Origin of the sequence: Tellurirhabdus bombi, assembly GCF_021484805.1 — a bacterium.
In the GTDB taxonomy this organism is placed as follows: Bacteria; Bacteroidota; Bacteroidia; order Cytophagales; family Spirosomataceae; genus Tellurirhabdus; species Tellurirhabdus bombi.
In genome coordinates, this window is the sequence record NZ_CP090557.1 from 2,826,057 (window position 1) to 2,848,934 (window position 22,878).

The window sequence follows — 22,878 nt, forward strand, 5'->3', positions numbered from 1 at the left end:
TAATTCAGTCACAATAAAAGAGATTAATTAGAACAAATGAGATACATTAACCTCGGTGACAGACAATAGATCTAAGGAAAATTTTGGTAAAGCACAAAAAAGGCAGAACCCTACGGCCTGCCTTTTTTGAAGTGTCTAAGAAATGATTAGGGTTTCGCTACAAATCGTTTGATTGATCCACCCGTATGATCCAGAATGTACAACTCTTTGTTGGCATCTTCGCCAAAAGCGGATACTGAACCAGCGTCGCTAGCAATGAGTTGGTTATTGGAAGCGGTGCTACCCGATACATTAAGAGACCAGACTTTTTTACTGACGTAATCCGCGTATATATATTTGCCCTGCAAAGCGGGTATTTTGGTGCCCCGGTAAACAACACCGCCCGTAATCGACAAACCGTCCGTTCTTGGGTATTGGTGAACAGGCATTACCAGATTGCCCTGGTCGCAATTGTTGGCTGGATTGAAACAGTTATTTCCTTCTTTCAGGCGCCAGCCGTAGTTACCGCCTTTGGTGATAATGTCGATTTCTTCCAGCGTATTTTGCCCCACGTCACCCGCCCAGATCTGGCCCGTATTGCTATCGAAACTAAAGCGCCACGGATTGCGTAGACCATACGCAAAAATTTCTTCAAGGTGTCCGTCTTTATTGCCAACATAGGGATTATCAGCTGGAATGCCGTATGCTCCCTTGGTGGTTGCATTGACATCGATGCGTAGGATTTTTCCGAGGTAGTTGGTTCGATTCTGCGCGTTGTTTTGGGGGTCGCCTCCGCTACCGCCATCGCCCGTAGCAATGTAAAGAAACCCATCGGGTCCAAACGCAATTTTACCTCCGTTATGGTTGGCATAGGGTTGAGGAAAGCGCAGGAGAATGGTTTCGGTGGTCGGATCGACCTGGTTTGCATTGGCAGTGGACGCTTTAAAGCGACTGATGATGGTTTCGCGCGGATTATCCTTGGTATAATTGACAAAGAAGTAGCCGTTCTGCTTGAAATTAGGGTGGAACGCCAGCCCCAACAAACCCATTTCACCCGCCGAAGAAACGCGGCTTTGTATATCCAGGTAAACGCCCGCTGTTTTTACCGCCGGATCATTTTCGAAAAGACGAATCCGCCCCGGTTGCTCCAGAACAAATACTCGATTGGTGCCATCACCCGCGTGGGTAAATTCTACAGGGCGGTCAAAATTCAGGGCTGGAAAAGCGTTTTCCAACTGGAAAGAAGCATCGCCTCCAGCGGCGGGGCCGTCTGCCTTTTCCGCATCGTTTGACTGGCAGGCCATCGACACCACAAAAGCGAAGATAGCCGTAGCCGCCAAGGAGCCTAGCAGGGTCGTAGCCGTTTTTTTTATGTACATCATCATAGTTCGGACGAAGTTTTCTACCTTCGTAGGTACAAGGGATGCGCCAAAGAAGAACTGATTTCTTTTCATGCGTGTTTCTGTTTGTGTATCAGTGATTTATGGACAGGTAAATTATTGATGGTACGCATAGAAAATGGCCTGATCGTTGTTCGGATTCCTCACAATGGGGCGGGCAATCTACTATAGTAAATCGATATAGAATGTGTCTCTCCCCAGGGGAGTGTTGTGGATAATGACTACTACTGAACAACAGTTGTTTTTTGAACGTCTGGCAACTCAGAATGCCAGTTATCGCTATCGGCTGCCTTCTAAACCCGACGTCGGTCGATTTATTGATAACCTGATTCGCTTTCTATTTCCGATTACGCAGGATTGCCGACTGCTTGAACTAAGCACGGCTGATTCGTACCATAATCTTAAAAAGCAACTCGAATGCCTGTTGTTGCCTCTGGAAACGAATTTGTTAGCAGACAGACATACGGTTAACGAACAGTTTTTCGATCAGCTTCCCGCAATTTATGAGCTGTTGCTGATGGACGCACAGGCCATTGCTACCAACGACCCCGCTTCGGTGGGCGTCGAGGAGGTATTAGCAGTTTATCCCGGCTTTTACGCAATCGCTGTCTACCGACTTGCGCACCTGCTTTCGGACTTAAATGTGCCGCTGTTGCCCCGCATGCTGACCGAATATGCACACGGCCTGACAGGTATTGACATTCACCCGCGCGCTGAAATTGGCCAGTCGTTTTTCATCGACCACGGCACCGGCGTTGTAATTGGCGAGGCTGCCATTATTGGCAATAACGTGAAAATCTACCAGGGCGTGACGCTGGGAGCCACGCACGTCACGAAATCGATGGCCCAAAAGAAGCGGCACCCAACCATTGAGGACAATGTGGTAATCTATGCCAATGCCACTATTCTAGGCGGAAAAACGGTTATTGGTCATGATTCCATCATCGGTGGAAACGTCTGGCTAACCGAAAGCGTGGAGCCTTATTCGCGGGTTTATCACCAGAGTCAGATTGAAGTACGCTCCCTACCCAGCTAGTGATAATGTCTTCATGCAGAAATCCTTAGGGAGAACCCTAAATTTACAGTAAAAAGGACTTTCCGCTTGTCTTTTAGGAGAAATCTTAGTAAATTTCTTGGATTTTTTTGATCTGACATTGCATGGAAAGACGTACTGCACTCAAAAGTATGGCCGTAGCTGTTGGCGGCCTAATTAGCCTTCCAACGTGGGCTAACGGTTGGAATAAAGCCACTGTTCAGTCCTTTAATAGCCCGTTAACCCTTAACGCGAACGCCATTCTGGCTGAGGTTGTAGAAACCATTATTCCAAAGACAAATACGCCGGGGGCCAAAGAACTGGGCGTGCATGAATTTGTCCAGAAAATGGTAGCAGATTGTTACGAGCCTAGTGCGCAGGAAAACCTGACAAAAGGCGTGGCTATTACGGACGAAATGGCTCAGAAAACATTCAATAAGCCGTTTGTTGATTGCAGTGCCGAGCAACGGACCGAACTCCTGAACCAGATGAGCAAATCGGCGGACGCTTCGGCAAAAGGCTTCTTTTCGTTGGTGAAAGGCCTGACCATCCGTGGCTACATGAACTCGGAGTACGTCATGACCAATATCACTAAATATGAGTTAATTCCTGGACGCTTTCACGGTTGCGTTCCAGTTCCTTCCAAAACCATTTCCCAAAAACCTACCAAATAAAAGATGGCAAATTTCGCGATCGATGCAGTAAAAGAAACCACGTACGATGCCATTGTCATTGGGTCTGGAATTAGTGGGGGCTGGTCTGCCAAAGAATTAACCGGCAAAGGTCTTCGGACGCTGGTGCTGGAACGGGGACGGGACGTAAAACACGTAACTGATTACCCAACAACCATGAAAAATCCCTGGGAGTTTGAGCACCGGGGCCAATTGCCGCTGAAAGTGCGGGAAGAAAACCCAATCATCAGCAAATGCTACGCTTTTAACGAAACCAGCGAACATTTTTTCGTTAAAGACGCCGAACAACCTTACGTCCAGGAAAAACCGTTTGACTGGATTCGGGGCTATCAGGTCGGCGGAAAATCCTTGCTTTGGGCGCGGCAGACGCAACGCTGGAGCGAATTTGATTTTGAAGGTCCGGCCCGCGACAGTTTTGCCGTTGACTGGCCGATTCGCTATGCCGACATTGCGCCGTGGTATAGTTACGTTGAGAAATTTGCCGGGATTGCCGGAAATAAAGATGGCCTGCCAACCTTGCCCGATGGTGAATTTTTGCCACCGCATGATTGGAACTGCGTCGAAAAATATTTTAGTCAGCAGGTAGCGAAGCAATACAAAGACCGGCACGTAATTATGGGCCGTTGTGCGCACATCACGAAGCCGCAACCGGTTCATTTGCAGCAGGGACGGGCGCAGTGCCAGCACCGGACGATCTGCGAGCGGGGTTGTCCGTTTGGTGGTTATTTTAGCAGCAATGCTTCTACCTTGCCCTGGGCGGCCAAAACGGGTAAACTGACATTGCGCCCTAACTCGGTGGTCCATTCCATCATTTACGATGAGAAAAAAGGCAAAGCAACCGGCGTGCGGGTAATCGACGCGACAACAAAGCAAATGATGGAGTTTTATGCCCGCATCATTTTTGTTAATGCCGCTGCTCTGAACACCAATTTGGTTCTGCTGAACTCAACGTCAAGCCGCTTTCCGAACGGATTGGGTAATGACAATGGGCTGCTCGGAAAATACGTAGCGTTTCACAACTACCGCGCTGGTATTTCGGGCGAATACGATGGCTTCCTGGATTCAACCACGGATGGACGTCGTCCGAATAGCCCGTATATTCCTCGCTTCCGCAACGTATACAAGCAGGAAACCGACTTTTTACGGGGCTATGCCGCCGGATTCTCCGCTGGGCGAATCTCACGGACCAGCCAGGATGGCATTGGCGCAGACCTGAAAGAAAACCTGTTTAATCCTTCATTAGGCGGTTGGCACGTGGGTTCGCACATGATGGGCGAAACCATTCCGAAAGAAAGCAATTACGTCGCGTTGGACTCAAACCAGAAAGATCCGTTTGGCATTCCACAGCTTCGCATTTCGGTGGCGTACGACGACAACGACGACAAAATGGTGAAGGATTACCAGGAGCAGATGACCGAAATGTTCACGATGGCCGGGTTTAAAAACATTAAAGTGCGCGATGACAAGCGGAATCCGGGCCTGGATATTCACGAGATGGGCGGCGTTCGGATGGGTAAAGATCCGAAAACATCGCTGCTCAATAAGTGGAACCAGCTGCACGCCTGTAAAAACGTATTCGTTACGGATGGAGCTTGTATGACGTCTACGTCGACGCAAAATCCGTCGCTGACCTATATGGCGCTGTCGGCCCGCGCTGTGGATTACGCAGTTAAAGAAATCACCAAGAAGAATCTATAACATTCTGTCTATTCACCCGGTTGATTAGGCAACAACTGGTGAATAGTTATGAATTTTTCCAACAAAAAAGATCACTCAAACCTGCCAGGTCTGGCCTGGGGCTTGGGCCTGGCAGGAATTGGTGCCGTATTAGCGGCCAAAGCCGTTCTGAATCAACGGCGTAAAATTCGCTTCCGCGACAGAACGGTAGTTATTACGGGAGGCTCACGCGGATTGGGTTTGGTGATGGCGCGTCAGTTTGCCAAAGAGGGTGCGCACATCGCCATTTGTGCGCGTGACGAAGCGGAACTGGAGCGAGCAAAAGTTGATTTGCGCCAGTACGGAACCCGCGTTTTGACCTACCGCTGTGATGTTACTAACAAAGCCGATATTGATCAATTTATTGAAGTAGTTAGCCAGGAATTAGGGACGATTGATGTGTTGGTCAATAATGCCGGTACTATCATTGTTACTCCGCTTGAACACGCTACGGAAGAGGATTTTCGGGAAGCGATGGACACTAATTTCTGGGCATCCTTTCACGCGGTTAACGCCGTATTGCCACACATGCGCGAGCAGGGCGGGGGCCGTATCGTCAATATTGCTTCGTTCGGCGGGAAAGTTGCTGTTCCGCACTTATTGCCGTATTCGGTGAGCAAATTTACGCTGGTTGGCTATTCTGAAGGTTTGCGGGCTGAACTTACCAAAGACAATATCCACGTAACGACGGTCTGCCCCGGTTTGATGCGGACAGGAAGTCCCCGGCATGCTATCTTCAAAGGACAGAATGAGAAAGAATACGCCTGGTTTAAAATTGGCGATTCGCTGCCATTTTTCACCAAAAGTGCTGAAGACAGCGCCAAAGCCATTGTGGATGCCTGTCGGTATGGGAAAGCCGAGATTATTCTGACGCTTCCTGCCAAAGCCACCGCGATTTTCCACGGCCTATTCCCCGGTTTAACGGCGGAACTCAGCGCGGTTGTCAATAATTGGCTCCCCGCTCCGGGCGGCATCGGCGAACAGCGCGTTAAGGGTAAGGAAAGCGAAAGCGACCTGACGCGATCTATTTTCACGACCCTAACAGATGATGCAGCGCACGCAAACAACCAATTTGCTCAGTAACAGCCACTCACATTTACTACTAAAAAGTCTAAAGACCGCGTGGGATTGACCGAAATTTCCGGTAGCCCAGCGCGGTCTTTAGACTTTTATATGCCAGATTAGCGAATCAAGTTGGCAAAACGTTGAATCAAGGCTATAGGGGCACCAATGTGTTGCCGGTACGATTGATAAAAGGCATCATCAATGGGTTTGAATTTTTCGGCCTGCCGCGCCTCCGACCAGCCCGAACGCAAGGCGACGAGTGCGTTATTATGCGTCTCGTGAAGGGCCAAAAAGGTGCTTGTAATCCTTTGCTGTAAATCAGTTGGCAATGAATTTTTTAGTAAAACCGGACCCAAAGGGATTTCTTCGGATAGCCAGAGCAGTTTAATCTGGTCTTTTACCTGTGGATTTTGCTGGATGGCCTTGTAATATTCTTCACTACCAAAGGCCGCCAGATCCGCCTCGCGTTTCAGCACCTGGGCAACCCCCGCAGCGTGGGTTTTGCTATAGGATACTTCTTTAAATTGCTCATCCGGCTGCGTAATACCCGCTGAATACAGGAAAGATCTCGGGATTAAGTTACCGGATGTGGATGTTTCACTAACAAAAGTCATGCGGTAATTACTCGCTTTTTCTTTCAAATCAGCAAGGTTGTTAATCGGTAACGACGCGTGGGCAATGATGGCACTTTTGTAGTTATCCCCGCTGCCCGAAGCGGTCTTGAGAGCGGCAACAGGTGTGTAGGAACTCAGGCCACAGCTGGTCATCAGCAGATAGCCAAAGGTACTGATGAGCGCGATGTCAACTTCACCAGCTTGGAGGCCCTGGATAAATGCCGAAACATTCTGATAGCTTTTTGTCTCAACGGGAATGCCCAATTGCTGACTCAGTACATCCGCCAAAGGTTTAATATTTTTCAGACGATCATTATCCGCGTACGTATACGTAGCCAGTCGCAGTTTGTTTAGCTGGGCAAAAGAAGATAATGGGACGAGGTGAAAAAGTAGGATCAGCCAAAAAGAAGTGAGTACCTGACGCATAAAAGGAAGTTGTGTAGTTAATAAGTATCTGATCTAGAAAAGGTTAGTCCGATAAAAGGTGCGCACGTAAGCGAGTTGTTTTTTGCTTATTTTCTTCGCTCAGCATCAGCGGAAAGGTTTGGCGACCGGGCGGCGATTCATTAACTTTAGGGTTCTATTACTAATTCTTCTCATCAACAGGCAACCCATGATCTGGAAAAGTACCCGGTCGTTTCCTTTTTTATCGATAAGTTTAATTGGCATCTCACTGGCAATGACCACGTATGGACAATCTACCGGCCCTGCTAAACCCGGCAAGCCGCCCGTAGAAACAGGTGTTTCGCAGCAATTAGCAATGCACCGGAAGCAAACGATTCGTCAACTGGCCTACGCCCTGCAATTTGATATTCCCGCCAAAAAAGACCAGCCAATCGCCGCTTCGGAAACCATCTCGTTTGACTGGCAGCCAACTACCGCTCCGCTCCAAATTGATTTTAAGGAACAGCGCGATCACCTGAAAAAAGTATCGGTAAATCAGAAAAGCGTGCCTATTGTCTTTGAAAAAGAGCATTTGCTGATTGATCCGCAATACCTCAGATCGGGCAAAAACCAGATTTTTATTCAGTTTACAGCGGGTAACCTTTCGCTCAATCGCAATGATGATTTTCTCTATACGTTGCTGGTTCCCGACCGGGCGCGTACGGTATTTCCCTGCTTCGACCAGCCAGACCTGAAAGCGTCGTTTCAACTCGCCCTGACGGTTCCGAAAAGTTGGAAAGCCATGACCAATGCAACGTTGCAGGACTCGAGCCAGTCGGGCGAACGCAAAACCTACCGATTTGGAGCTTCCGAAACGATTAGTACCTACCTGTTTTCTTTCGTTGCCGGGAAATTTGACCAGGTAAGCAAGAAAGTAGACGGACGGACCATGCATTTTCTGCACCGGGAAACGGATACGACCAAAATCCGACTCAGCATGGAGCCAATATTTAGCGTTCACGCGGACGCTCTTCGGTTTCTGGAAAATTACACGCAAATTCCTTACCCCTTCAAAAAGTTTGATTTTGCGGCAATTCCGGATTTTCAATACGGTGGGATGGAACACGTGGGAGCCATTCAGTACAAAGCCGCCAGCCTTTTTCTGGACAACGGAGCCACGCGCGACCAGAAGCTGAGCCGGGCTACGCTGCTGGCCCACGAAACGGCTCACATGTGGTTTGGCGATCTGGTAACCATGCGCTGGTTCGACGATGTCTGGACCAAAGAGGTGTTCGCTAACTTCATTGCGGATAAAATCGTCCAGATCAGCATGTCCGACGGCAACTACGATCTGGAGTTTCTGATCGCTCATTTTCCGGCAGCCTACGACGTAGACCGTACGCAGGGAGCAAATCCGATTGGGCAGCCACTGGCCAATCTGAAAGAAGCCGGAACGTTATACGGCGGTATTATTTACCACAAAGCGCCCATCATGATGCGCCAGTTAGAGCGACTCATGGGCAAAGATGCATTGCGGGATGGTTTGCGCGAATACCTGAAAAAATACGCCTACAGCAACGCTTCCTGGCCCGACTTAATCGCGATTCTGGATAAATACACGGCGGCAGACCTAAAAAGCTGGAACCATGTCTGGGTGGCAGAAACGGGGCGGCCGCAGTTTGACTATCAGCTCAAAATCGCCAACCAGAAAATTAGTCAGTTTTCGGTTTCGCAGAAGGGGGAAGATGGTTCGTCGCGCGTATGGCCCCAGGCGTTCGAAGTGGCGCTGGTCTACCCCGACCGCGTGGAGGAACTCACTGTGCAAATGGACAAAATGCAGGTACAGCTTCAGGAAGCTGTAGGTAAAGAAGCGCCCCTTTTTGTAGTTTTCAATTCGTCGGGGCAGGGCTACGGACTGTTTCCGGTGGACCAGGCGATGCTGCCTAAACTGGCAACCCTGAAAAATCCGGTAAGTCGGGCGGCGGCGTACATCAATCTCTACGAAAATATGCTGAGTGGTCGGGAGGTAAGTCCTACCCAGTTGGCCACGATTTACAAAGAGATGCTGGCGAATGAGCCTGAAGAATTGGCATTACGGTTATTAACCACCCAGTTAGCTGATATTTTCTGGCGGTTTACCAAGCCCGCCGAGCGTCCGTCTCTGGCTGCCGTGCTTGAAAACGCCCTTTGGCAAGCCCTGCAAAAAGAGCCCAACAGCAACAAAAAGAAGCTGCTTTTCCGGTGTTATCAAAGTATCGCCCTGTCTATAGAAGCCAAAGACCGTTTGTATGCCATCTGGAAAGACGAAAAAGCACCAACGGGAGTTACGCTGACGGAAGACGATTACACCGCCCTGGCGTTGGCCCTGGCCGTTCGGGATTATCCGGTTGCTGGTATTCTTGATCAGCAGTTGGGACGTATAAAAAATGTGGATCGGAAGAAACGCTTGCAGTTTATGATGCCCGCGTTGTCGGCTCAGGTTCAGGAGCGGGACGCTTTTTTTGCTTCCTTGAAAAACTTGTCCAACCGGGAGCGAGAGGCGTGGGTAACGGCGGCTTTGGGCTATTTGCACCACCCGTTGCGGGCGGCTACTTCCGAAAAATACCTGCAAGGAAGCCTGGATTTGCTGGAAGAGATTCAGCGCACTGGCGATATTTTCTTTCCTGAATCCTGGCTGCGGTCTATTTTAAGTTCCTATCAATCAGCGGAGTCGGCGGCCATTGTGCGGACCTTCCTGAAAGATTACCCTTCTTACAATCCACGCCTAAAAGCGAAGTTACTACAAGCAGCCGACGGGCCGTTTCGAGCGGAAAAGTTACTGTACCCGAAAAATAAATCAACTAACTAATCCATAAAGTACATGTTTAAAGCGAGATTTCTACTTTTATTCTTACTCTCCTCGACGGTTTTTGCCCAGACAAAAAAGCGGGCACTTACCCACGCTGATTATGACCGCTGGCAGAGCGTCCGGTCGGAAAAACATTCGAACGATGGGCGCTGGATCTGCTATCAGATTGATCCGCAGGAAGGCGACGGAATCCTGGAACTAGTGCAGGTGGGGAAAAATACAACGCCACAAGCCACGGGAAGAACCGAAGCCAGAACGGGCGGTCCCAACGCCCCGGCGGGATTGAACGCCCTCAATACAGGAGCGCGTAAACAGACATTTGCGCGGGGTTATATGGCACAATTTACGCCCGACAGCCGGTTTTTGGTGATGCGTCTGAAAGCGCCTTACAAGCTGACGCGGGAAGCCAAAAAGAAAAAGCAGAAAGCCGATCAGTTACCAAAAGACAGCTTGCTGGTGATCAACCTGGCTACGGGCGGTCGGATGGGATTTGCCAACGTGAAGTCCTATTCGTTACCGAAAGAAAGCGGATCGTGGGGCGCAATATTACAGGAACATCAGGAGCCAAAAGGAACGGCCAAGAGCGATTCGACCGAGAGCAAATCAGCGCGTCCGAGAACAGCGGGTCGATCAGACCGCCGTGCGGCCGGTCGCGATAGTAAGGCCAAGGGCGATGATCTGGTACTAATCAATATGGCTACGGGCACTACGCAAAACTTCCGCTACGTGTCTCAGGTCGCTATTGCCGATAAAGGAAATGTCATTTTCTACAACAAAGAAGCCATCAATGATTCCCTGAAAACACCGGGCGTTTATGTGTTTGATACCCAGAAACAAACGGAGATTTTAGTAGATACCAACGCAAAGCGGAAAGTCTACAAGGGCCTGGCCGTTGATAAAACAGGTTCGCAACTGGTCTGGCTTTCTTCTGCCGACAGCGCCAATGCCGACGTTCGGGCCTACGCGCTATATTATAAAAATTTAGCTCCGGTTGCTAAGTCAAAGAAGCGGAGTGGAACCGCCACCTTTGCCGGAAACAGCGGTGCCATTACGGTTTTGGCGGATACGCTGACGAAGGCCTACCCGAAAGGGTGGAGCGTAAACGAGTACCGGACACCGGCCTTCTCGGCTGATGGCAAACGGCTTTATTTCGCGACCTCGATTTTGCCACCCCAGCCCATTAAGGATTCGACGGTATTGGATGACGAGCGGGTAAAAGTGGATGTCTGGGGCTGGAAAGATCCGATGCTGCAACCGATGCAGGCCAAGCAGTTGAAGCAGGAAAAAGAGCGCGGCTTTCTGGCCGTGTGTGACCTGGCAACCGGAACCATCACGCAGCTGGGAAATCGCGAGATACCAAATGTTCAGGTCGATTATAAATACGATCATTCGTACTTGCTGGGCCTCAGCAACGTCCCGTACCAGATTTCAAGCATGTGGGATCCGGGCCAGTCGGATATGTACCTGATCAATGCTAAAACAGGGCAGAAAACCAAGATCGCCAATGACGCGCGCGTCTCACAGACGCAGTTGTCACCGGGCGGAAAATACGCCTGGTGGTATGACGAACGGGATTCACTGTGGCGGGCGTGGTCCATCGCGGCGGGCAAACGGATTGACCTTACGCGGGGCATTGCCGCCAAGTTTTTTGACGAAGAACACGACACGCCCGACCTTCCCGGTAGCTACGGCGCGGTGGGCTGGACTAAAGATGATCGCTATGTACTGATCAACGACCGGTACGACATCTGGCGAATCGATCCGACCGGACAGGAAAAACCCGTAAATGTAACAGCAGGTTATGGCCGTAAAAATCGGGTTCGTCTACGGTATGTCGATCTGTCGTCGGATGAGGAGCAAGGACGCGGTGGTGGCGGCTCATTCGGTGCCCGTTCAGTGGACGAAAAATTCATTCCCACAGCTGGAGATTTATGGCTTACAGGGTTCTGGGAAAAGGACAAATCGACGGGGATTCTGAAAAAAGCTATGGATAAACCTGCCGCCGAACCCACTGTTTTAACCAAAGGAGCCTACCGGTTCTCGTCCCTGTCGAAGGCAAAAAATGCTCCGACGCTGGCGTTTTCCAAAGGCAATTTCCGGGAGCCTAATAACCTTTACCTCACCGATACGACGTTTGCCAATCCAGAGCAACTAACGCGGGTTAATCCGCAGCAGGACAGCATTCGTTGGGGCAGTGTGGAGCTGGTGAATTGGCTGGGAACCAATGGCGTTCGTCTGGAAGGCTTGCTGTATAAACCCGAGGATTTCGACTCGACGAAGAAATACCCCATGCTGGTTTATTATTACGAACGAAATGCCGAAACCCTGAACGATTACAAAGCGCCTACGCCCAGTCGTTCAACGATTAACATGCCCTATTGTGTATCCAATGGGTATCTGGTTTTTGTGCCGGATATCGTCTACACAACGGGTGCGCCGGGACCCAACGCCTACGATTGCATTGTGCCGGGTGTGCTGAATCTCATCAACCGGGGCTTTGTGGATCGCGACCGGATTGGTTTGCAGGGGCAAAGCTGGGGCGGTTACCAAACGGCTTATCTTATAACGCGGACGAATCTGTTCCGGGCGGCTATGGCGGGTGCTCCCGTGGCAAACATGACGAGTGCCTACGGAGGAATCCGTTGGGGAACGGGCCTAAGCCGGATGTTTCAGTACGAAAAAACACAGAGCCGGATTGGAGGTACACTTTGGGATAAACCCATGAATTACATCGAAAACTCGCCCTTGTTTTACGCCAACCGCATCGAAACACCGCTGCTAATGATGCACAACGATGCCGATGGATCTGTTCCCTGGTATCAGGGCATTGAGATGTATTCGGCCATGCGGCGCTTGAATAAACCGACCTGGATGCTGGTTTATAACGGCGAGGATCACAATTTAACGCAACGCCATAATTCTAAAGACTTGAGTATTAGATTATACCAATTCTTCGATCACTATCTCAAAGATGCGCCAATGCCTGCCTGGATGAAAGATGGACGGACTGCCGTGGAGAAAGAATTGGGGATTATGAAGTATTAGTCGGAAGATTATTTTGTAAATTGCTTAGTCTATAAAATCTACGTCACCGTGATTAAAAAAACCGTACGCTTTATTGGGTTCCTCAGCCTGGTGGCCAGTTCAATGGCTTACTCGCAGACCAAGCTGGTGGAAACCGTTACTCGAAAAGGGAATGAACTGGTAATTCCCTATCAGAAATATGTTTTGTCAAATGGCTTAACGCTGATCGTGCACGAAGATCATTCCGATCCGGTCGTTCACGTTGATGTCACGTATCACGTAGGCTCGGCCCGTGAAGAAATTGGTAAATCAGGATTTGCGCACTTTTTCGAACACATGATGTTCCAGGGCTCCGACCACGTAGCCGACGACGAACATTTTAAGCTGGTAACCGAAGCCGGTGGAACGCTGAACGGAACCACCAACCGCGACCGGACGAACTACTTTGAGACGGTTCCAAGCAACCAATTGGAGCGGGCGCTCTGGCTGGAAGCGGATCGGATGGGCTTTTTGCTGGACGCCGTAACGCAGAAAAAATTTGAAATTCAGCGGGCTACCGTTAAAAACGAGCGCGGCCAGAACTACGATAACCGGCCTTATGGGCTGGTGAGCGAATACACGGCGAAGAATCTTTACCCGTATGGCCACCCGTATTCCTGGCTGACGATTGGGTACATTGAAGACCTGAACCGGGTAAACGTCAATGACCTGAAAAACTTCTTCCTGCGCTGGTACGGACCGAACAATGCTGTCCTGACCGTTGGGGGAGATGTAGAAGCCAAGCAAGTGGTGCAACTGGCGGAAAAATACTTCGGTTCAATTCCGAAAGGCCCCGAGGTTACAAAGACGCAGGTTCCTGCTGCAATTCTGAACCAGGATCGCTACGTATCTTACGAAGATAACGTCCGCTTCCCAATGCTGCGGATTGTATACCCAACGGTTGCTACGTACCACCCCGACGAAGCACCGCTGGACGCGCTGGCTGAAATTCTGGGCGGTGGCAAAAGCTCGCTGTTTTACAAGAATTTTGTGAAAGCTGAGAAGGCAGTTCAGGCCAATGTTGGGCACCCGGCTAGTGAGTTGGCTGGCGAATTAACCTTCACTGTGCTGCCTTTCCCGAATTTCCGCCTGGATAGTGTTGAAGCCATCATTCGTAACTCATTGGCTGAGTTTGAATCACGGGGCGTAACCGACGATGATCTGGCGCAGTTTAAAGCTACCCGGGAGTCTGATTTGATCCATGCGTTGTCCAGCGTGTCGGGCAAAGTGTCGCAGTTGGCTTCTTTCCAGACGTTTGCCGGAACGCCGAACTACCTGCCCCAGGAATTGAAGCGCTACCAGAACGTGACGAAAGCGGATATCATGCGGGTGTATAACCAGTATGTTAAGGGTAAAAAAGCCGTTATTTTGACCGTTTATCCAAAAGATAAAAAGGAAATTGTAACGCGTCCCGACAACTACACCATTGCCACGGAAGGATACAAAGCTCCCGATTATGGATACAAAGGCTTAACCTACGCAAAAGCAAAGGATACATTTGATCGCAGCAAAAAACCGGCTTCGGGGGCAAGCCCAACCGTGAAAGTACCGCCTTTCTGGACCGAGAAAATGCCAAATGGTCTGAAAATGATTGGTGCTAAAAATGATGAGGTGCCAACCGTAACGATGCTATTCTCCATCGAAGGCGGTCATAAACTATCGGCCAATGATCCATCTAAAGCGGGTATTGCTCAGCTAACTGCTGCGTTGATGAACGAAGCAACGCAGAACTTTACAACGGAGGAAATCAACGCGAAGCTAGAGAAGCTGGGTAGCAGCATTTCTATCTATGCCAGCACGGAAGAAATCGGTATTTCGGTCGAATCATTGACGAAAAATCTGGATGCTACCCTAGCGCTGGTTGAAGAGAAACTGTTCCGGCCAAAATTCGCCACTGCGGACTTTGAGCGCCTGAAAAAACAACAACTGGAAGGCATTGCCAACCAGGGAACACAGCCCGTTGTCATTGCTAACAAGGCGTACAACAAGTTGCTGTACGGCGCGGGAAGCATCCGGGCGGTACCAACGAGCGGAACGGAAAAAACGGTTGAAAGCATCACGCTGGACGACGTGAAAGCGTTCTATCAGAAGTATATTTCGCCATCGGTAACGAACCTGGTTGTTGTAGGGGATGTGGAGAAAGCAGCGCTGCTGCCAAAGCTGGCTTTCCTCAACAAATGGGAGGCTAAGCCGGTAAAAATGCCTGATATGGGTGTTGCTAAGAAAGCGGACAAAACGCGCATTTATGTGGTAGACAAAGAGAAAGCCGCTCAGTCGGAAATTCGGATTGGCTACCTGACCGATATGCCTTTCGACGCAACGGGTGAATATTACCGGACAGGATTAGCAAACTACATCCTCGGTGGCGCTTTCAACAGCCGGATCAACATGAATCTGCGCGAAGACAAAGGCTGGACCTACGGGGCACGTTCTGGCTATAGCAGCACGCGCACGCCGGGTGCGTTTACGGCTCAGGCCGGCGTGAAAGCCGCCGCAACGGATAGTTCGGTGGTCGAGTTTATGAAAGAAATCACGACCTACGGCAAAACAGGTATCACGGCGGAAGAACTAACTTTTCTGAAAAGCTCGGTCGGACAACGCGATGCATTGAAATACGAAACGCCGTTCCAGAAAGCGCTCTTCCTGAACCAGATTATTCAGTACGATCTGCCCGCTAATTTCTCAGAACAGCAGAGCACCATTCTACGCAACATCACCAAGAAGGAAATCGACGCTATCGCCAAAAAACGGCTACCAATCAATAACATGATTATTACGGTGGTAGGGGATAAGCAAGCGATTAAACCGGGTCTGGAAAAGCTAGGCTATGAATTGGTTGAACTCGATAAAGAAGGCAACGTAGTCAATACCAAAGCTACGGTTGCAGAAGAAAACTCCCGTCCGGCTAAAATGGGCGGTGCGTCTTCCACAAAGAAGCAGAATTAACCGTTTTGATTTTGGTTTTAACGCAGAAAGCCACCCAATTGGGTGGCTTTCTGCGTTAAAAGGAGTCTCTATTTCTGCCGCTTCGAAGGCTGAAACGAGAGGTTCTTCGAGAAGAACGGAAGTACATAATTCTCAATTCGTTCACCAATTCGGTTAACGTGGTCGCCGTCATACTCCGCGTAGGTATGCTGGATTTTATAATTGGTCAATACGCCGTCTAGTACTTTGATGCTGGCCGCAATGCTGGCGTCTTTCGAGCCCGCGTCAAAGGCGATGGCGTTGAGGCTCTTCAAGTTAGGGATGTATTGGTCGATGATGGCCAGGGGAGCGTTGGCGGTCCATTTTGCCGTGACCTCAGGCTTAAACTGGCCATTTTCGACTGGGAGGTCCAGGTAGAAAGGGGGCTTGCTCGGATTAGGCGACCAGGCTGCTGCCGAAGCGAAGAAGATTTTTGTTCCGAAATCTGCCTTTTCAAAATCCGCCTGCGTCTGAATGGCTTCCAGTTTACCGCTTGCTTCGGCATTGGGTACTCTGGAATTGGGCGCTAGACAACAGGGGCTTAAAAGATAGATGCTGGAGAATATTTCCGGGTATTTTTGTCCAATACGCATGCTGCCATAGCCCCCCATCGAATGCCCGGTCAGGCCCCGGCTGGCGGCATTTGGGATGGTGCGGTAATGGCTGTCGATGTAGCCAACCAGCTCCTTAGCTACGTAATCCTCCCAGTTACCTGTTGTAACCGAATTGGAATACATGCTTCCTTGAAAACGGCTATAAGCGTTCGGCGTTACTACGATTACTTCCCGGTTTTTAGGATCGGCAAATGCTTTGTTCAGTACTTCGGGCAGGTTGATCCAGTGTTTGGTAAAGCCATACCATTTGTCGTCGCTGTCGGTATATCCGTGCAAAAAATAGACAACGGGATAACGCCGTTTAGTGTCTTTCTTATAGCTGGGTGGCAAATAGATCGATACATCCCGGTCTGGTGAATCGCCGGATAAATTACCTTCCAGTCCTTTGCCATGTACCTTAATGCGTTCGACAGTGCCACGCGGAATCTGGCTATCCTGGCTGTGCGCTGAATAATGAACTATAGCCAGCAGGAATATAAGAAGAAAAGAGTAGTTTACTTTTTTCATGTATTTGTGAATAACAACTTAATCAACACTTTCATTAACCCACACCTTCATTGACTCCAGTTGCATGGGGCCATACTGGGTTGCCAGGGCAACATCTGCCGCATCTCGGCCATAAGCGACAATAATCCGATTGCCGAGTGGCTCTTTCTGGGTCGCGTCAAAGGTATACCAGCGATCACCCACAAAAGCCTCAAACCAGGCGTGCAAATCCATGGGCTTGAGTTGGTGCAAATACCCTACAACCATGCGCGCGGGAATAGTCAGGCTACGGCAGAAGGCAATGCCCAGGTGCGTAAAATCACGGCAGACGCCAATGCGCTTCTCGGCGGTTTCAACGGCCGAAGTTGTGGCATCACTGGTACCATATTGATACGTAACATTTCGATGAATCCAATGCCGAATGGTTTCTACCTGATCATACCCGGGGAGCGCATTGCCTACAATATCGCCAGCTAGTTTGCCAAGGCGGTCGGACTGGCAATAGCGGCTCGGCAGCAGGAATTGCAGCACTTCATCCGGCAGGTTTTCAACCGGAACGAAAGGAGCGCCCGGAGCAACATCAATGGTGTCGCAGGCATCGACCGTTACAGCCGTCCGAATCTGAAACGATCCGGCGGGTGCAATAATACGCTGACAAAGGTTACCGTATACGTCGGTATATTCCTTTACAGGTTGATGAGGGGTCAATTCGTATTCTTCTCGAATAATCCACTGGCCGGAGCCAGAGCGAGGACGTAACATCAGGACCACCGGCGTAGGCTCCGGGATCGTGTATTGCAGTTCACAGCCTGCGAAAAGTTTCATGAATAAGTGATGGGGGTCGAAAGTTCTTAAAGGTAATCAGTGTAGCGCAACTACCAGCTTTTATTGGGATAAAATTAGCTCAATACTGCGAAAATGCCGCTCCAGAGAGCTTTGTTTAGCCATACAGTATAGCAATCAAGTTGGCATGTAATGTACAATTTCAGAAATAAAATCAGGGATCAAAAAATCACCTAAATCGATCTCAAAGCTAGCTTATGCAGAGCATTAAAAGGCCCATTGATCGGTAAAAAAGCGTCCTTCATCGATTAAAATATACGATCAGTCGAGCGGTAACACAAAGTAATTAAACCATGGGCTATGGTATACCTCTAAGAATCATAAAACAACAATAAACAACGAAATACCATGAAAAAGACAATCATCGCTCTCGCAACCCTGGCTTTATTATCGACTGGTGCAATGGCGCAACGCCCTTATAATTCAGGTCCTTACAGACAGCCTGCTCCCGATTCACGCTACGATGACATACAAGAAGATATCCGCATTGATCGCCTGGATGCCATTGTGAATTTAAGTCGGAAACAGCAGCGTGAACTGAAACGAATCGAAGATCGCTATGATTACCGGGAGCTGGCGGTCATGCAACGCCGTTCGCCACAAGCTTATAATCGGTTAGTAAGACAAAAAAATCAGGATATGATGCTGGTATTAACGCCATATCAACGTCAAAGGCTGATGGATTTCCAGCAATCCCGTCGCTATGATCGCGGAGGTTACTACGGTCGTCGGGGTTAATTCTTGAAGCAATAGGACAAAGGGACAGTGACTTATTCGCTGTCCCTTTTTTCGTGTGATTATAGTTGGACAAGTCTGGACTTAGCCAAGAAACGGATCGTTTTGACTAGCCTATTGTGTAGAAAAAGGCGTACATAGAATCAAAATAGGCATTTAACCAACCTTTTAAATTAAAAATTTGAAAATCCGGCGTGAAAGAATCCGCTTTTCAGGTAAATAGTTTATTTTTCGCCTTTAAATCTAGTGACTAACCCATAGTCCTTACCTTATCTTATGCAATCTTCAGATAAATCTTCGCAGCCATCAAGGCGCCAGTTTCTTCAGACCGGTGCACTTGCGGCCAGTAGTTTTTTCATCGTCCCTCGTCATGTTTTAGGTAAAGGGTTCATTGCGCCAAGCGATAAACTGAACCTGGCTGCTGTAGGCTTTGGAGGTAAAGGCTCCGGTGATATCAACAATTCCTTTAACAACGGTGCGAATAACGTTGTTGCCCTGTGCGATGTAGATTGGGGCTTGCCCCGTGTTAAAGAGAACTTTGCGAAGCACGAAAAAGCCAAGCGGTACAAGGATTTTCGCGAAATGCTCGACAAAGAAGGCAAAACAATTGATGCGGTTACCGTATCAACGGCTGATCATACCCACGCTGTCATTGCGATGGCAGCCATGATGCGGGGTAAGCACGTTTATGTTCAGAAGCCGCTGACCCATAATATCTACGAAGCCCGGATGCTAACTGAAGCGGCTCGTAAATACAAAGTTGTGACCCAGATGGGAAACCAGGGTTCTTCAAATCCGCAGCAAAAAACGATGGTCGAGTGGTTCGATAAAGGACTAATTGGCAAAGTGCATGAAATTCAGATCTGGACCAACCGCCCCGTATGGCCACAAGGAATTCCGGTTCCGCAACCATCCGGTGAACCGTCTGCCGACCTGGATTGGGATTTGTGGTTAGGACCTGCCCAGAAGGTAGGGTACACGCCAGCTTACCACCCGTTCAAATGGCGCGGTTGGTGGAACTTCGGTGCGGGTGCTCTCGGCGATATCGGTTGCCATATTATGGATATTCCGTTCCGGGTTCTGGGCCTGGGTTATCCGACCGAAGTGGAGTCCAGCATTAGCCAGGTGTTCCTAAAAGACTGGACGCCGGAATACAATCCCGAAGGTTGTCCTCCTGCTTCACACGTTGAATTGAAGTTCCCCGCTTCGGCTAAGAATAAATCAGAGGTGAAAATGGTTTGGTCCGATGGCGGCCTCCGTCCATTCCGACCAGATTTTCTACCTGCTGGCGAAGCCTATCCTGAAGGAGGCGAAAACGGCATGTTTATGGTTGGCGATAAGGGCCTGATTGCCTGTGGTATGTACGGCGATGATCCGAAACTGTACACCAAAGACGGTAAGAAAATGGAAGCCCCCGCAAAACCGAAGCCTGTCGATGGAAAACCCTGGCCGGAAAATGGTCACCAGATTTTATGGACCGAAGCCTGCAAAGCTGGTTTTAACAGCAAAGAACACAAAGGTCTAACATCTTCATTTGACTTTGCCGGTCCGCTTACTGAATCGGTACTAATGGGTAACCTGGCCATTCGCAGCTACATGCTCCGGACGCCGAAAGCCGACGGAAAAGGATTCACTTATCCAGGCCGTCAGCGTCTGGCGTGGGATGGCAAGAACATGAAGATTACCAACTTCGACGAAGCGAATCAGTTTGTGAAACGCGAGTATCGCCAGGGTTGGGAATTGCCAGCCTAAATGTTGCAGCATTATACATAAAAAAAGCACCCAGAAGGGTGCTTTTTTTATGTATAACGTGTGGCTAAGAGGGGGTGCGTCAGACTGCTCGTCCCCGAATCAAGCGCAGAATTACGGCAATTACGGCAATCACTAACAGAACGTGAATAAGGCCGCCCATGCCAAAGCTATTGAATCCTAAAAAACCTAATAACCAGATAATGATCAGAACCACCGCGATGGTATACAGCAGATTTCCCATGACGTTTTTATGTTGAAAGTTGAGTAATAATATTCTACTTACCTTTTAGAAAAATATGTGCCATAGCGGTTTTTTTCGCTAAAAAGTGGCCCTGGAGGCAGTTTAAGCAGCTTTTGCTTTTTTTGCCTATTATTTCTTCAAAGTCATATGTAGAAAAAGATACCCAAAAGGGGAGTTTTTATGCTCACTTTGCCCACTAGGAAATTGCCTGACAAAAGACAAAAGCTTAATTAGGCTTTACGAACAAGGATTGGCCCAGCTGTCGGAGGCGATTATGCGAAAAATAAGCCCATAATAAGAGCATATAAATAGAGAATTGCTGGTAGCCAATCGGGAGAATAAAGCTACCAATAAACTGGCGGGTACTGACAAATTCAATGGTAGGTGTAAAGCCAAGAATATTTTCAACGCCAAGCATTAGCGTGACACCAAGGAAGTAAAAGGCCCAGGCGGGGCGAAACACCAGAACAAATCCAGAAACAACCGTTGCGGCAAACCCCAGGTAATGCTGAAGCGTAAGCGGCAAAGCGGCTGAAAAGGACAGGTAAAGGCTATAAAGCTGTGTAATCGTCAGGATGGCTAGAATGGCAACGTATCCATAAAATTCCTTTTTCTTCGCTTCTTTCATCGCAATCCGATTTTGTTTCTAAGAAATATCCAATAAAATTAAGGTCAAAAAGGCCAGCACAGATTAAAATAGCTATAAAATCTCTCGATTATTATCCGAGAATAGCCAACCTCCTTAGGCAATTTGATGACTATCTTTGTGCCTTTACTGAACACTCTAATTATGCAGTTAACCGAATTAATCGATTCAATTATAGCCGATAACGATCTGCATGCCCGCTGGCTGAATACGTTGTCGATGATGGAAAACACCGGGGCTCGTAAAATCGCCGCAGCCGAAGACAAGGTTTTGGTGGATCTGCTGATGCTGAAACACGCCGCCGAGGAGTCCCGTCATGCGTATTACCTCAAGAAACAAATTCAGAAGATAGATACTGCTGCCTGCCCAACGTACGAACCAGCTTATCTAATCGCTCCAACTGAAAGCCATGCCTATCTGAACCGGCTGGATGTGCAGATTTGCCGTTACCTAAAGAAAACATTTGGTTACGAAGGCACAACTTTGAAATATGCGGCCTACTTGCTGGTTACTTACGCCATTGAAGTGCGAGCCGATGAGCTTTATCCAATCTATCAGGATGCGTTGACCGCAACGGGAAGCCGGGTGCAGGTGAAATCCATTATCGTCGAAGAAGAAGGTCACCTGGCCGAGATGCTTCGTCAAATGGAAATGTTCTTCAGTGATTGGCATCCGCACGCCGAAAAAGCCGTTGCCATTGAAACGGAATTATACAACCAATGGGTGGCTTCGTTGTCTACCTACTTGATTGCAGCAGCTTAAAACAGTACCACGTATAAATCAGTGCAGCCGCTGAAAAATTAGAAAGGCGGAAGGTCGTATATGGTTGTATCAATTATCGGTATAGGCTTATTGGGTGGTTCATTTGCCCTGGCCGTGCGGGAAAAATACCCGAAAATTCATTTCATCGGGGTCGATGCTTCAATCGTTCATGGGCAGCTTGCCTTGGCCAAAGGCATTGTCGATGAAGTCAAACCGCTGGCCGAGGCAGTGGCAAAAAGCGATCTGGTTTTATTGGCTACGCCCGTTAATAGCATTCTCGAACTGCTACCAGCCATCCTGGATCAGCTACCGGAAGGCGCAACGATTGTTGATTTAGGCTCCACCAAAGAACTAATTTGCGGCTTGGTTAGTACGCATCCCAAGCGGAAACAGTTTGTGGCAGCTCACCCCATGGCGGGGACTGAAAATTCTGGTCCGGGAGCGGCGTTCCGGGAGTTACTACCCGGCAAAAACCTCATTATCTGCGACCGGGAGAAAAGCAATGCGGATAGCCTGAAACTCGTAGAAGCTTTGTTTCGGGATATTGGGATGAAAATTTTCTACATGACTCCCGAAGAACACGATCTGCATTTGGCTTATGTCTCGCATTTGAGTCACATCAGCGCCTTTGCCCTGGGGCTAACGGTACTGGAAAAGGAAAAGGACGAGCAGGCTATTTTCGACATGGCCAGTACTGGGTTTAGTTCGACAGTACGGTTGGCAAAAAGTTCGCCGCATATGTGGACACCGATTTTCAATCAGAATCGTGGCAATGTATCCCAGGCGCTGGCCGATTACATCGAGCTGCTACAACGCTTCAAGGCCTTTATTGACCAGCAGGATACCCAGGCTTCGTTTGACTACATGAACCGGGCTAATGAAATCAGACGTGTGCTGGAAGGAATTGAAAAACGCTAAAATAGGTACTTCGGTATCAATCGGCCGAGGGCGTAAAAGGGAATTTTAGTTTTTTCTTAATTGGCCTTTCAAAAGGGAAATTTAACTTAATTTCCAACGTTTTCGAAAAAAATAGAATCCAGT

The 22,878-nt window shown here is 49.0% G+C and carries 17 protein-coding genes; 11 read left to right on the top strand and 6 right to left on the bottom strand.

Features of this window, described 5'->3' with window-relative positions; translation table 11 throughout:
* Nucleotides 1–146: 146 nt before the first annotated feature.
* Nucleotides 147–1,364 carry a PQQ-dependent sugar dehydrogenase gene (locus L0Y31_RS11945; RefSeq protein WP_407084077.1) on the bottom strand — a complete coding sequence of 406 codons (1,218 nt, stop codon included), beginning with the start codon at nt 1,362–1,364 and terminating at the stop codon, nt 147–149.
* A gap of 232 nt (nt 1,365–1,596) precedes the next feature.
* Here L0Y31_RS11945 and L0Y31_RS11950 point away from each other — a divergent pair, with 232 nt between their 5' ends.
* The 4 genes from L0Y31_RS11950 (at nt 1,597) to L0Y31_RS11965 (ending at nt 5,903) form a co-directional block, all read left to right on the top strand.
* Nucleotides 1,597–2,415 carry a serine O-acetyltransferase gene (locus L0Y31_RS11950; RefSeq protein ID WP_234733297.1) on the top strand — a complete coding sequence of 273 codons (819 nt, stop codon included), beginning with the start codon at nt 1,597–1,599 and terminating at the stop codon, nt 2,413–2,415.
* Between the two features lie 122 nt (nt 2,416–2,537).
* A complete protein-coding gene (locus L0Y31_RS11955) occupies nt 2,538–3,086 on the top strand; it encodes a gluconate 2-dehydrogenase subunit 3 family protein (RefSeq protein WP_234733298.1) in 549 nt (182 codons plus the stop codon).
* 3 nt (nt 3,087–3,089) lie between these two features.
* Entirely contained in the window at nt 3,090–4,802 is a 1,713-nt protein-coding gene (locus L0Y31_RS11960; RefSeq protein ID WP_234733299.1) for a GMC oxidoreductase, read from the top strand.
* Nucleotides 4,803–4,850: 48 nt separating this feature from the next.
* Nucleotides 4,851–5,903 carry an SDR family NAD(P)-dependent oxidoreductase gene (locus L0Y31_RS11965; RefSeq protein WP_234733301.1) on the top strand — a complete coding sequence of 351 codons (1,053 nt, stop codon included), beginning with the start codon at nt 4,851–4,853 and terminating at the stop codon, nt 5,901–5,903.
* 98 nt (nt 5,904–6,001) lie between these two features.
* Here the strand turns inward: L0Y31_RS11965 and L0Y31_RS11970 are convergent, their stop codons facing one another.
* On the bottom strand, nt 6,002–6,925 hold the full coding sequence (locus L0Y31_RS11970; protein WP_234733302.1) for a phosphate/phosphite/phosphonate ABC transporter substrate-binding protein: 924 nt from the start codon (nt 6,923–6,925) through the stop codon (nt 6,002–6,004).
* A gap of 187 nt (nt 6,926–7,112) precedes the next feature.
* Between L0Y31_RS11970 and L0Y31_RS11975 the strand changes: the two genes are divergently transcribed.
* The 3 genes from L0Y31_RS11975 to L0Y31_RS11985 all read left to right on the top strand — a co-directional run bounded on the left by L0Y31_RS11975 (nt 7,113) and on the right by L0Y31_RS11985 (nt 15,740).
* Complete coding sequence (locus tag L0Y31_RS11975) at nt 7,113–9,731, top strand: M1 family metallopeptidase (protein WP_407084032.1); 2,619 nt, start codon at nt 7,113–7,115, stop codon at nt 9,729–9,731.
* A gap of 12 nt (nt 9,732–9,743) precedes the next feature.
* Complete coding sequence (locus L0Y31_RS11980) at nt 9,744–12,776, top strand: S9 family peptidase (RefSeq protein WP_234733303.1); 3,033 nt, start codon at nt 9,744–9,746, stop codon at nt 12,774–12,776.
* Between the two features lie 102 nt (nt 12,777–12,878).
* A complete protein-coding gene (locus tag L0Y31_RS11985; protein ID WP_234737167.1) occupies nt 12,879–15,740 on the top strand; it encodes a M16 family metallopeptidase in 2,862 nt (953 codons plus the stop codon).
* A gap of 68 nt (nt 15,741–15,808) precedes the next feature.
* On the opposite strand, the gene L0Y31_RS11990 is transcribed toward L0Y31_RS11985, so the two are convergent.
* Nucleotides 15,809–16,879, bottom strand: a complete 1,071-nt coding sequence (locus tag L0Y31_RS11990) for an alpha/beta hydrolase (RefSeq protein WP_234733304.1) — start codon at nt 16,877–16,879, stop codon at nt 15,809–15,811.
* Between the two features lie 18 nt (nt 16,880–16,897).
* Nucleotides 16,898–17,683 (bottom strand): transglutaminase family protein, encoded by a 786-nt coding sequence (locus tag L0Y31_RS11995; protein WP_234733305.1) that lies wholly within the window; start codon nt 17,681–17,683, stop codon nt 16,898–16,900.
* Between the two features lie 366 nt (nt 17,684–18,049).
* Between L0Y31_RS11995 and L0Y31_RS12000 the strand changes: the two genes are divergently transcribed.
* Together L0Y31_RS12000 and L0Y31_RS12005 are read left to right on the top strand one after the other, a co-directional pair.
* Nucleotides 18,050–18,439: a hypothetical protein gene (locus tag L0Y31_RS12000; RefSeq protein ID WP_234733306.1), complete on the top strand. Its 390-nt coding sequence runs from the start codon at nt 18,050–18,052 to the stop codon at nt 18,437–18,439.
* 273 nt (nt 18,440–18,712) lie between these two features.
* On the top strand, nt 18,713–20,188 hold the full coding sequence (locus L0Y31_RS12005) for a Gfo/Idh/MocA family protein (RefSeq protein ID WP_234733307.1): 1,476 nt from the start codon (nt 18,713–18,715) through the stop codon (nt 20,186–20,188).
* A 79-nt stretch (nt 20,189–20,267) separates the two neighbouring features.
* Here the strand turns inward: L0Y31_RS12005 and L0Y31_RS12010 are convergent, their stop codons facing one another.
* The gene (locus L0Y31_RS12010; RefSeq protein WP_234733308.1) at nt 20,268–20,429 is read right to left on the bottom strand and encodes a lmo0937 family membrane protein; all 162 of its coding nucleotides are present in this window, start codon (nt 20,427–20,429) and stop codon (nt 20,268–20,270) included.
* Between the two features lie 226 nt (nt 20,430–20,655).
* Nucleotides 20,656–21,057, bottom strand: coding sequence for a hypothetical protein (locus L0Y31_RS12015; RefSeq protein ID WP_234733309.1), 402 nt, complete (start codon nt 21,055–21,057; stop codon nt 20,656–20,658).
* Between the two features lie 162 nt (nt 21,058–21,219).
* On the opposite strand from L0Y31_RS12015, the gene L0Y31_RS12020 reads away from it, so the two are divergent.
* Both L0Y31_RS12020 and L0Y31_RS12025 read left to right on the top strand, forming a co-directional pair.
* Nucleotides 21,220–21,837: a hypothetical protein gene (locus tag L0Y31_RS12020; protein WP_234733310.1), complete on the top strand. Its 618-nt coding sequence runs from the start codon at nt 21,220–21,222 to the stop codon at nt 21,835–21,837.
* A 60-nt stretch (nt 21,838–21,897) separates the two neighbouring features.
* Complete coding sequence (locus L0Y31_RS12025) at nt 21,898–22,755, top strand: prephenate dehydrogenase (protein ID WP_234733311.1); 858 nt, start codon at nt 21,898–21,900, stop codon at nt 22,753–22,755.
* Nucleotides 22,756–22,878: the final 123 nt, after the last annotated feature.

What these genes read in the sequence shown, in the direction of transcription:
- L0Y31_RS11945 (WP_407084077.1), bottom strand. Translation starts at nt 1,364, where the DNA reads ATGATGATGTACATAAAAAAAACGGCTACGACCCTGCTAGGCTCCTTG.
- L0Y31_RS11950 (WP_234733297.1), top strand. Translation starts at nt 1,597, where the DNA reads ATGACTACTACTGAACAACAGTTGTTTTTTGAACGTCTGGCAACTCAG.
- L0Y31_RS11955 (WP_234733298.1), top strand. Translation starts at nt 2,538, where the DNA reads ATGGAAAGACGTACTGCACTCAAAAGTATGGCCGTAGCTGTTGGCGGC.
- L0Y31_RS11960 (WP_234733299.1), top strand. Translation starts at nt 3,090, where the DNA reads ATGGCAAATTTCGCGATCGATGCAGTAAAAGAAACCACGTACGATGCC.
- L0Y31_RS11965 (WP_234733301.1), top strand. Translation starts at nt 4,851, where the DNA reads ATGAATTTTTCCAACAAAAAAGATCACTCAAACCTGCCAGGTCTGGCC.
- L0Y31_RS11970 (WP_234733302.1), bottom strand. Translation starts at nt 6,925, where the DNA reads ATGCGTCAGGTACTCACTTCTTTTTGGCTGATCCTACTTTTTCACCTC.
- L0Y31_RS11975 (WP_407084032.1), top strand. Translation starts at nt 7,113, where the DNA reads ATGATCTGGAAAAGTACCCGGTCGTTTCCTTTTTTATCGATAAGTTTA.
- L0Y31_RS11980 (WP_234733303.1), top strand. Translation starts at nt 9,744, where the DNA reads ATGTTTAAAGCGAGATTTCTACTTTTATTCTTACTCTCCTCGACGGTT.
- L0Y31_RS11985 (WP_234737167.1), top strand. Translation starts at nt 12,879, where the DNA reads ATGGCTTACTCGCAGACCAAGCTGGTGGAAACCGTTACTCGAAAAGGG.
- L0Y31_RS11990 (WP_234733304.1), bottom strand. Translation starts at nt 16,879, where the DNA reads ATGAAAAAAGTAAACTACTCTTTTCTTCTTATATTCCTGCTGGCTATA.
- L0Y31_RS11995 (WP_234733305.1), bottom strand. Translation starts at nt 17,683, where the DNA reads ATGAAACTTTTCGCAGGCTGTGAACTGCAATACACGATCCCGGAGCCT.
- L0Y31_RS12000 (WP_234733306.1), top strand. Translation starts at nt 18,050, where the DNA reads ATGAAAAAGACAATCATCGCTCTCGCAACCCTGGCTTTATTATCGACT.
- L0Y31_RS12005 (WP_234733307.1), top strand. Translation starts at nt 18,713, where the DNA reads ATGCAATCTTCAGATAAATCTTCGCAGCCATCAAGGCGCCAGTTTCTT.
- L0Y31_RS12010 (WP_234733308.1), bottom strand. Translation starts at nt 20,429, where the DNA reads ATGGGAAATCTGCTGTATACCATCGCGGTGGTTCTGATCATTATCTGG.
- L0Y31_RS12015 (WP_234733309.1), bottom strand. Translation starts at nt 21,057, where the DNA reads ATGAAAGAAGCGAAGAAAAAGGAATTTTATGGATACGTTGCCATTCTA.
- L0Y31_RS12020 (WP_234733310.1), top strand. Translation starts at nt 21,220, where the DNA reads ATGCAGTTAACCGAATTAATCGATTCAATTATAGCCGATAACGATCTG.
- L0Y31_RS12025 (WP_234733311.1), top strand. Translation starts at nt 21,898, where the DNA reads ATGGTTGTATCAATTATCGGTATAGGCTTATTGGGTGGTTCATTTGCC.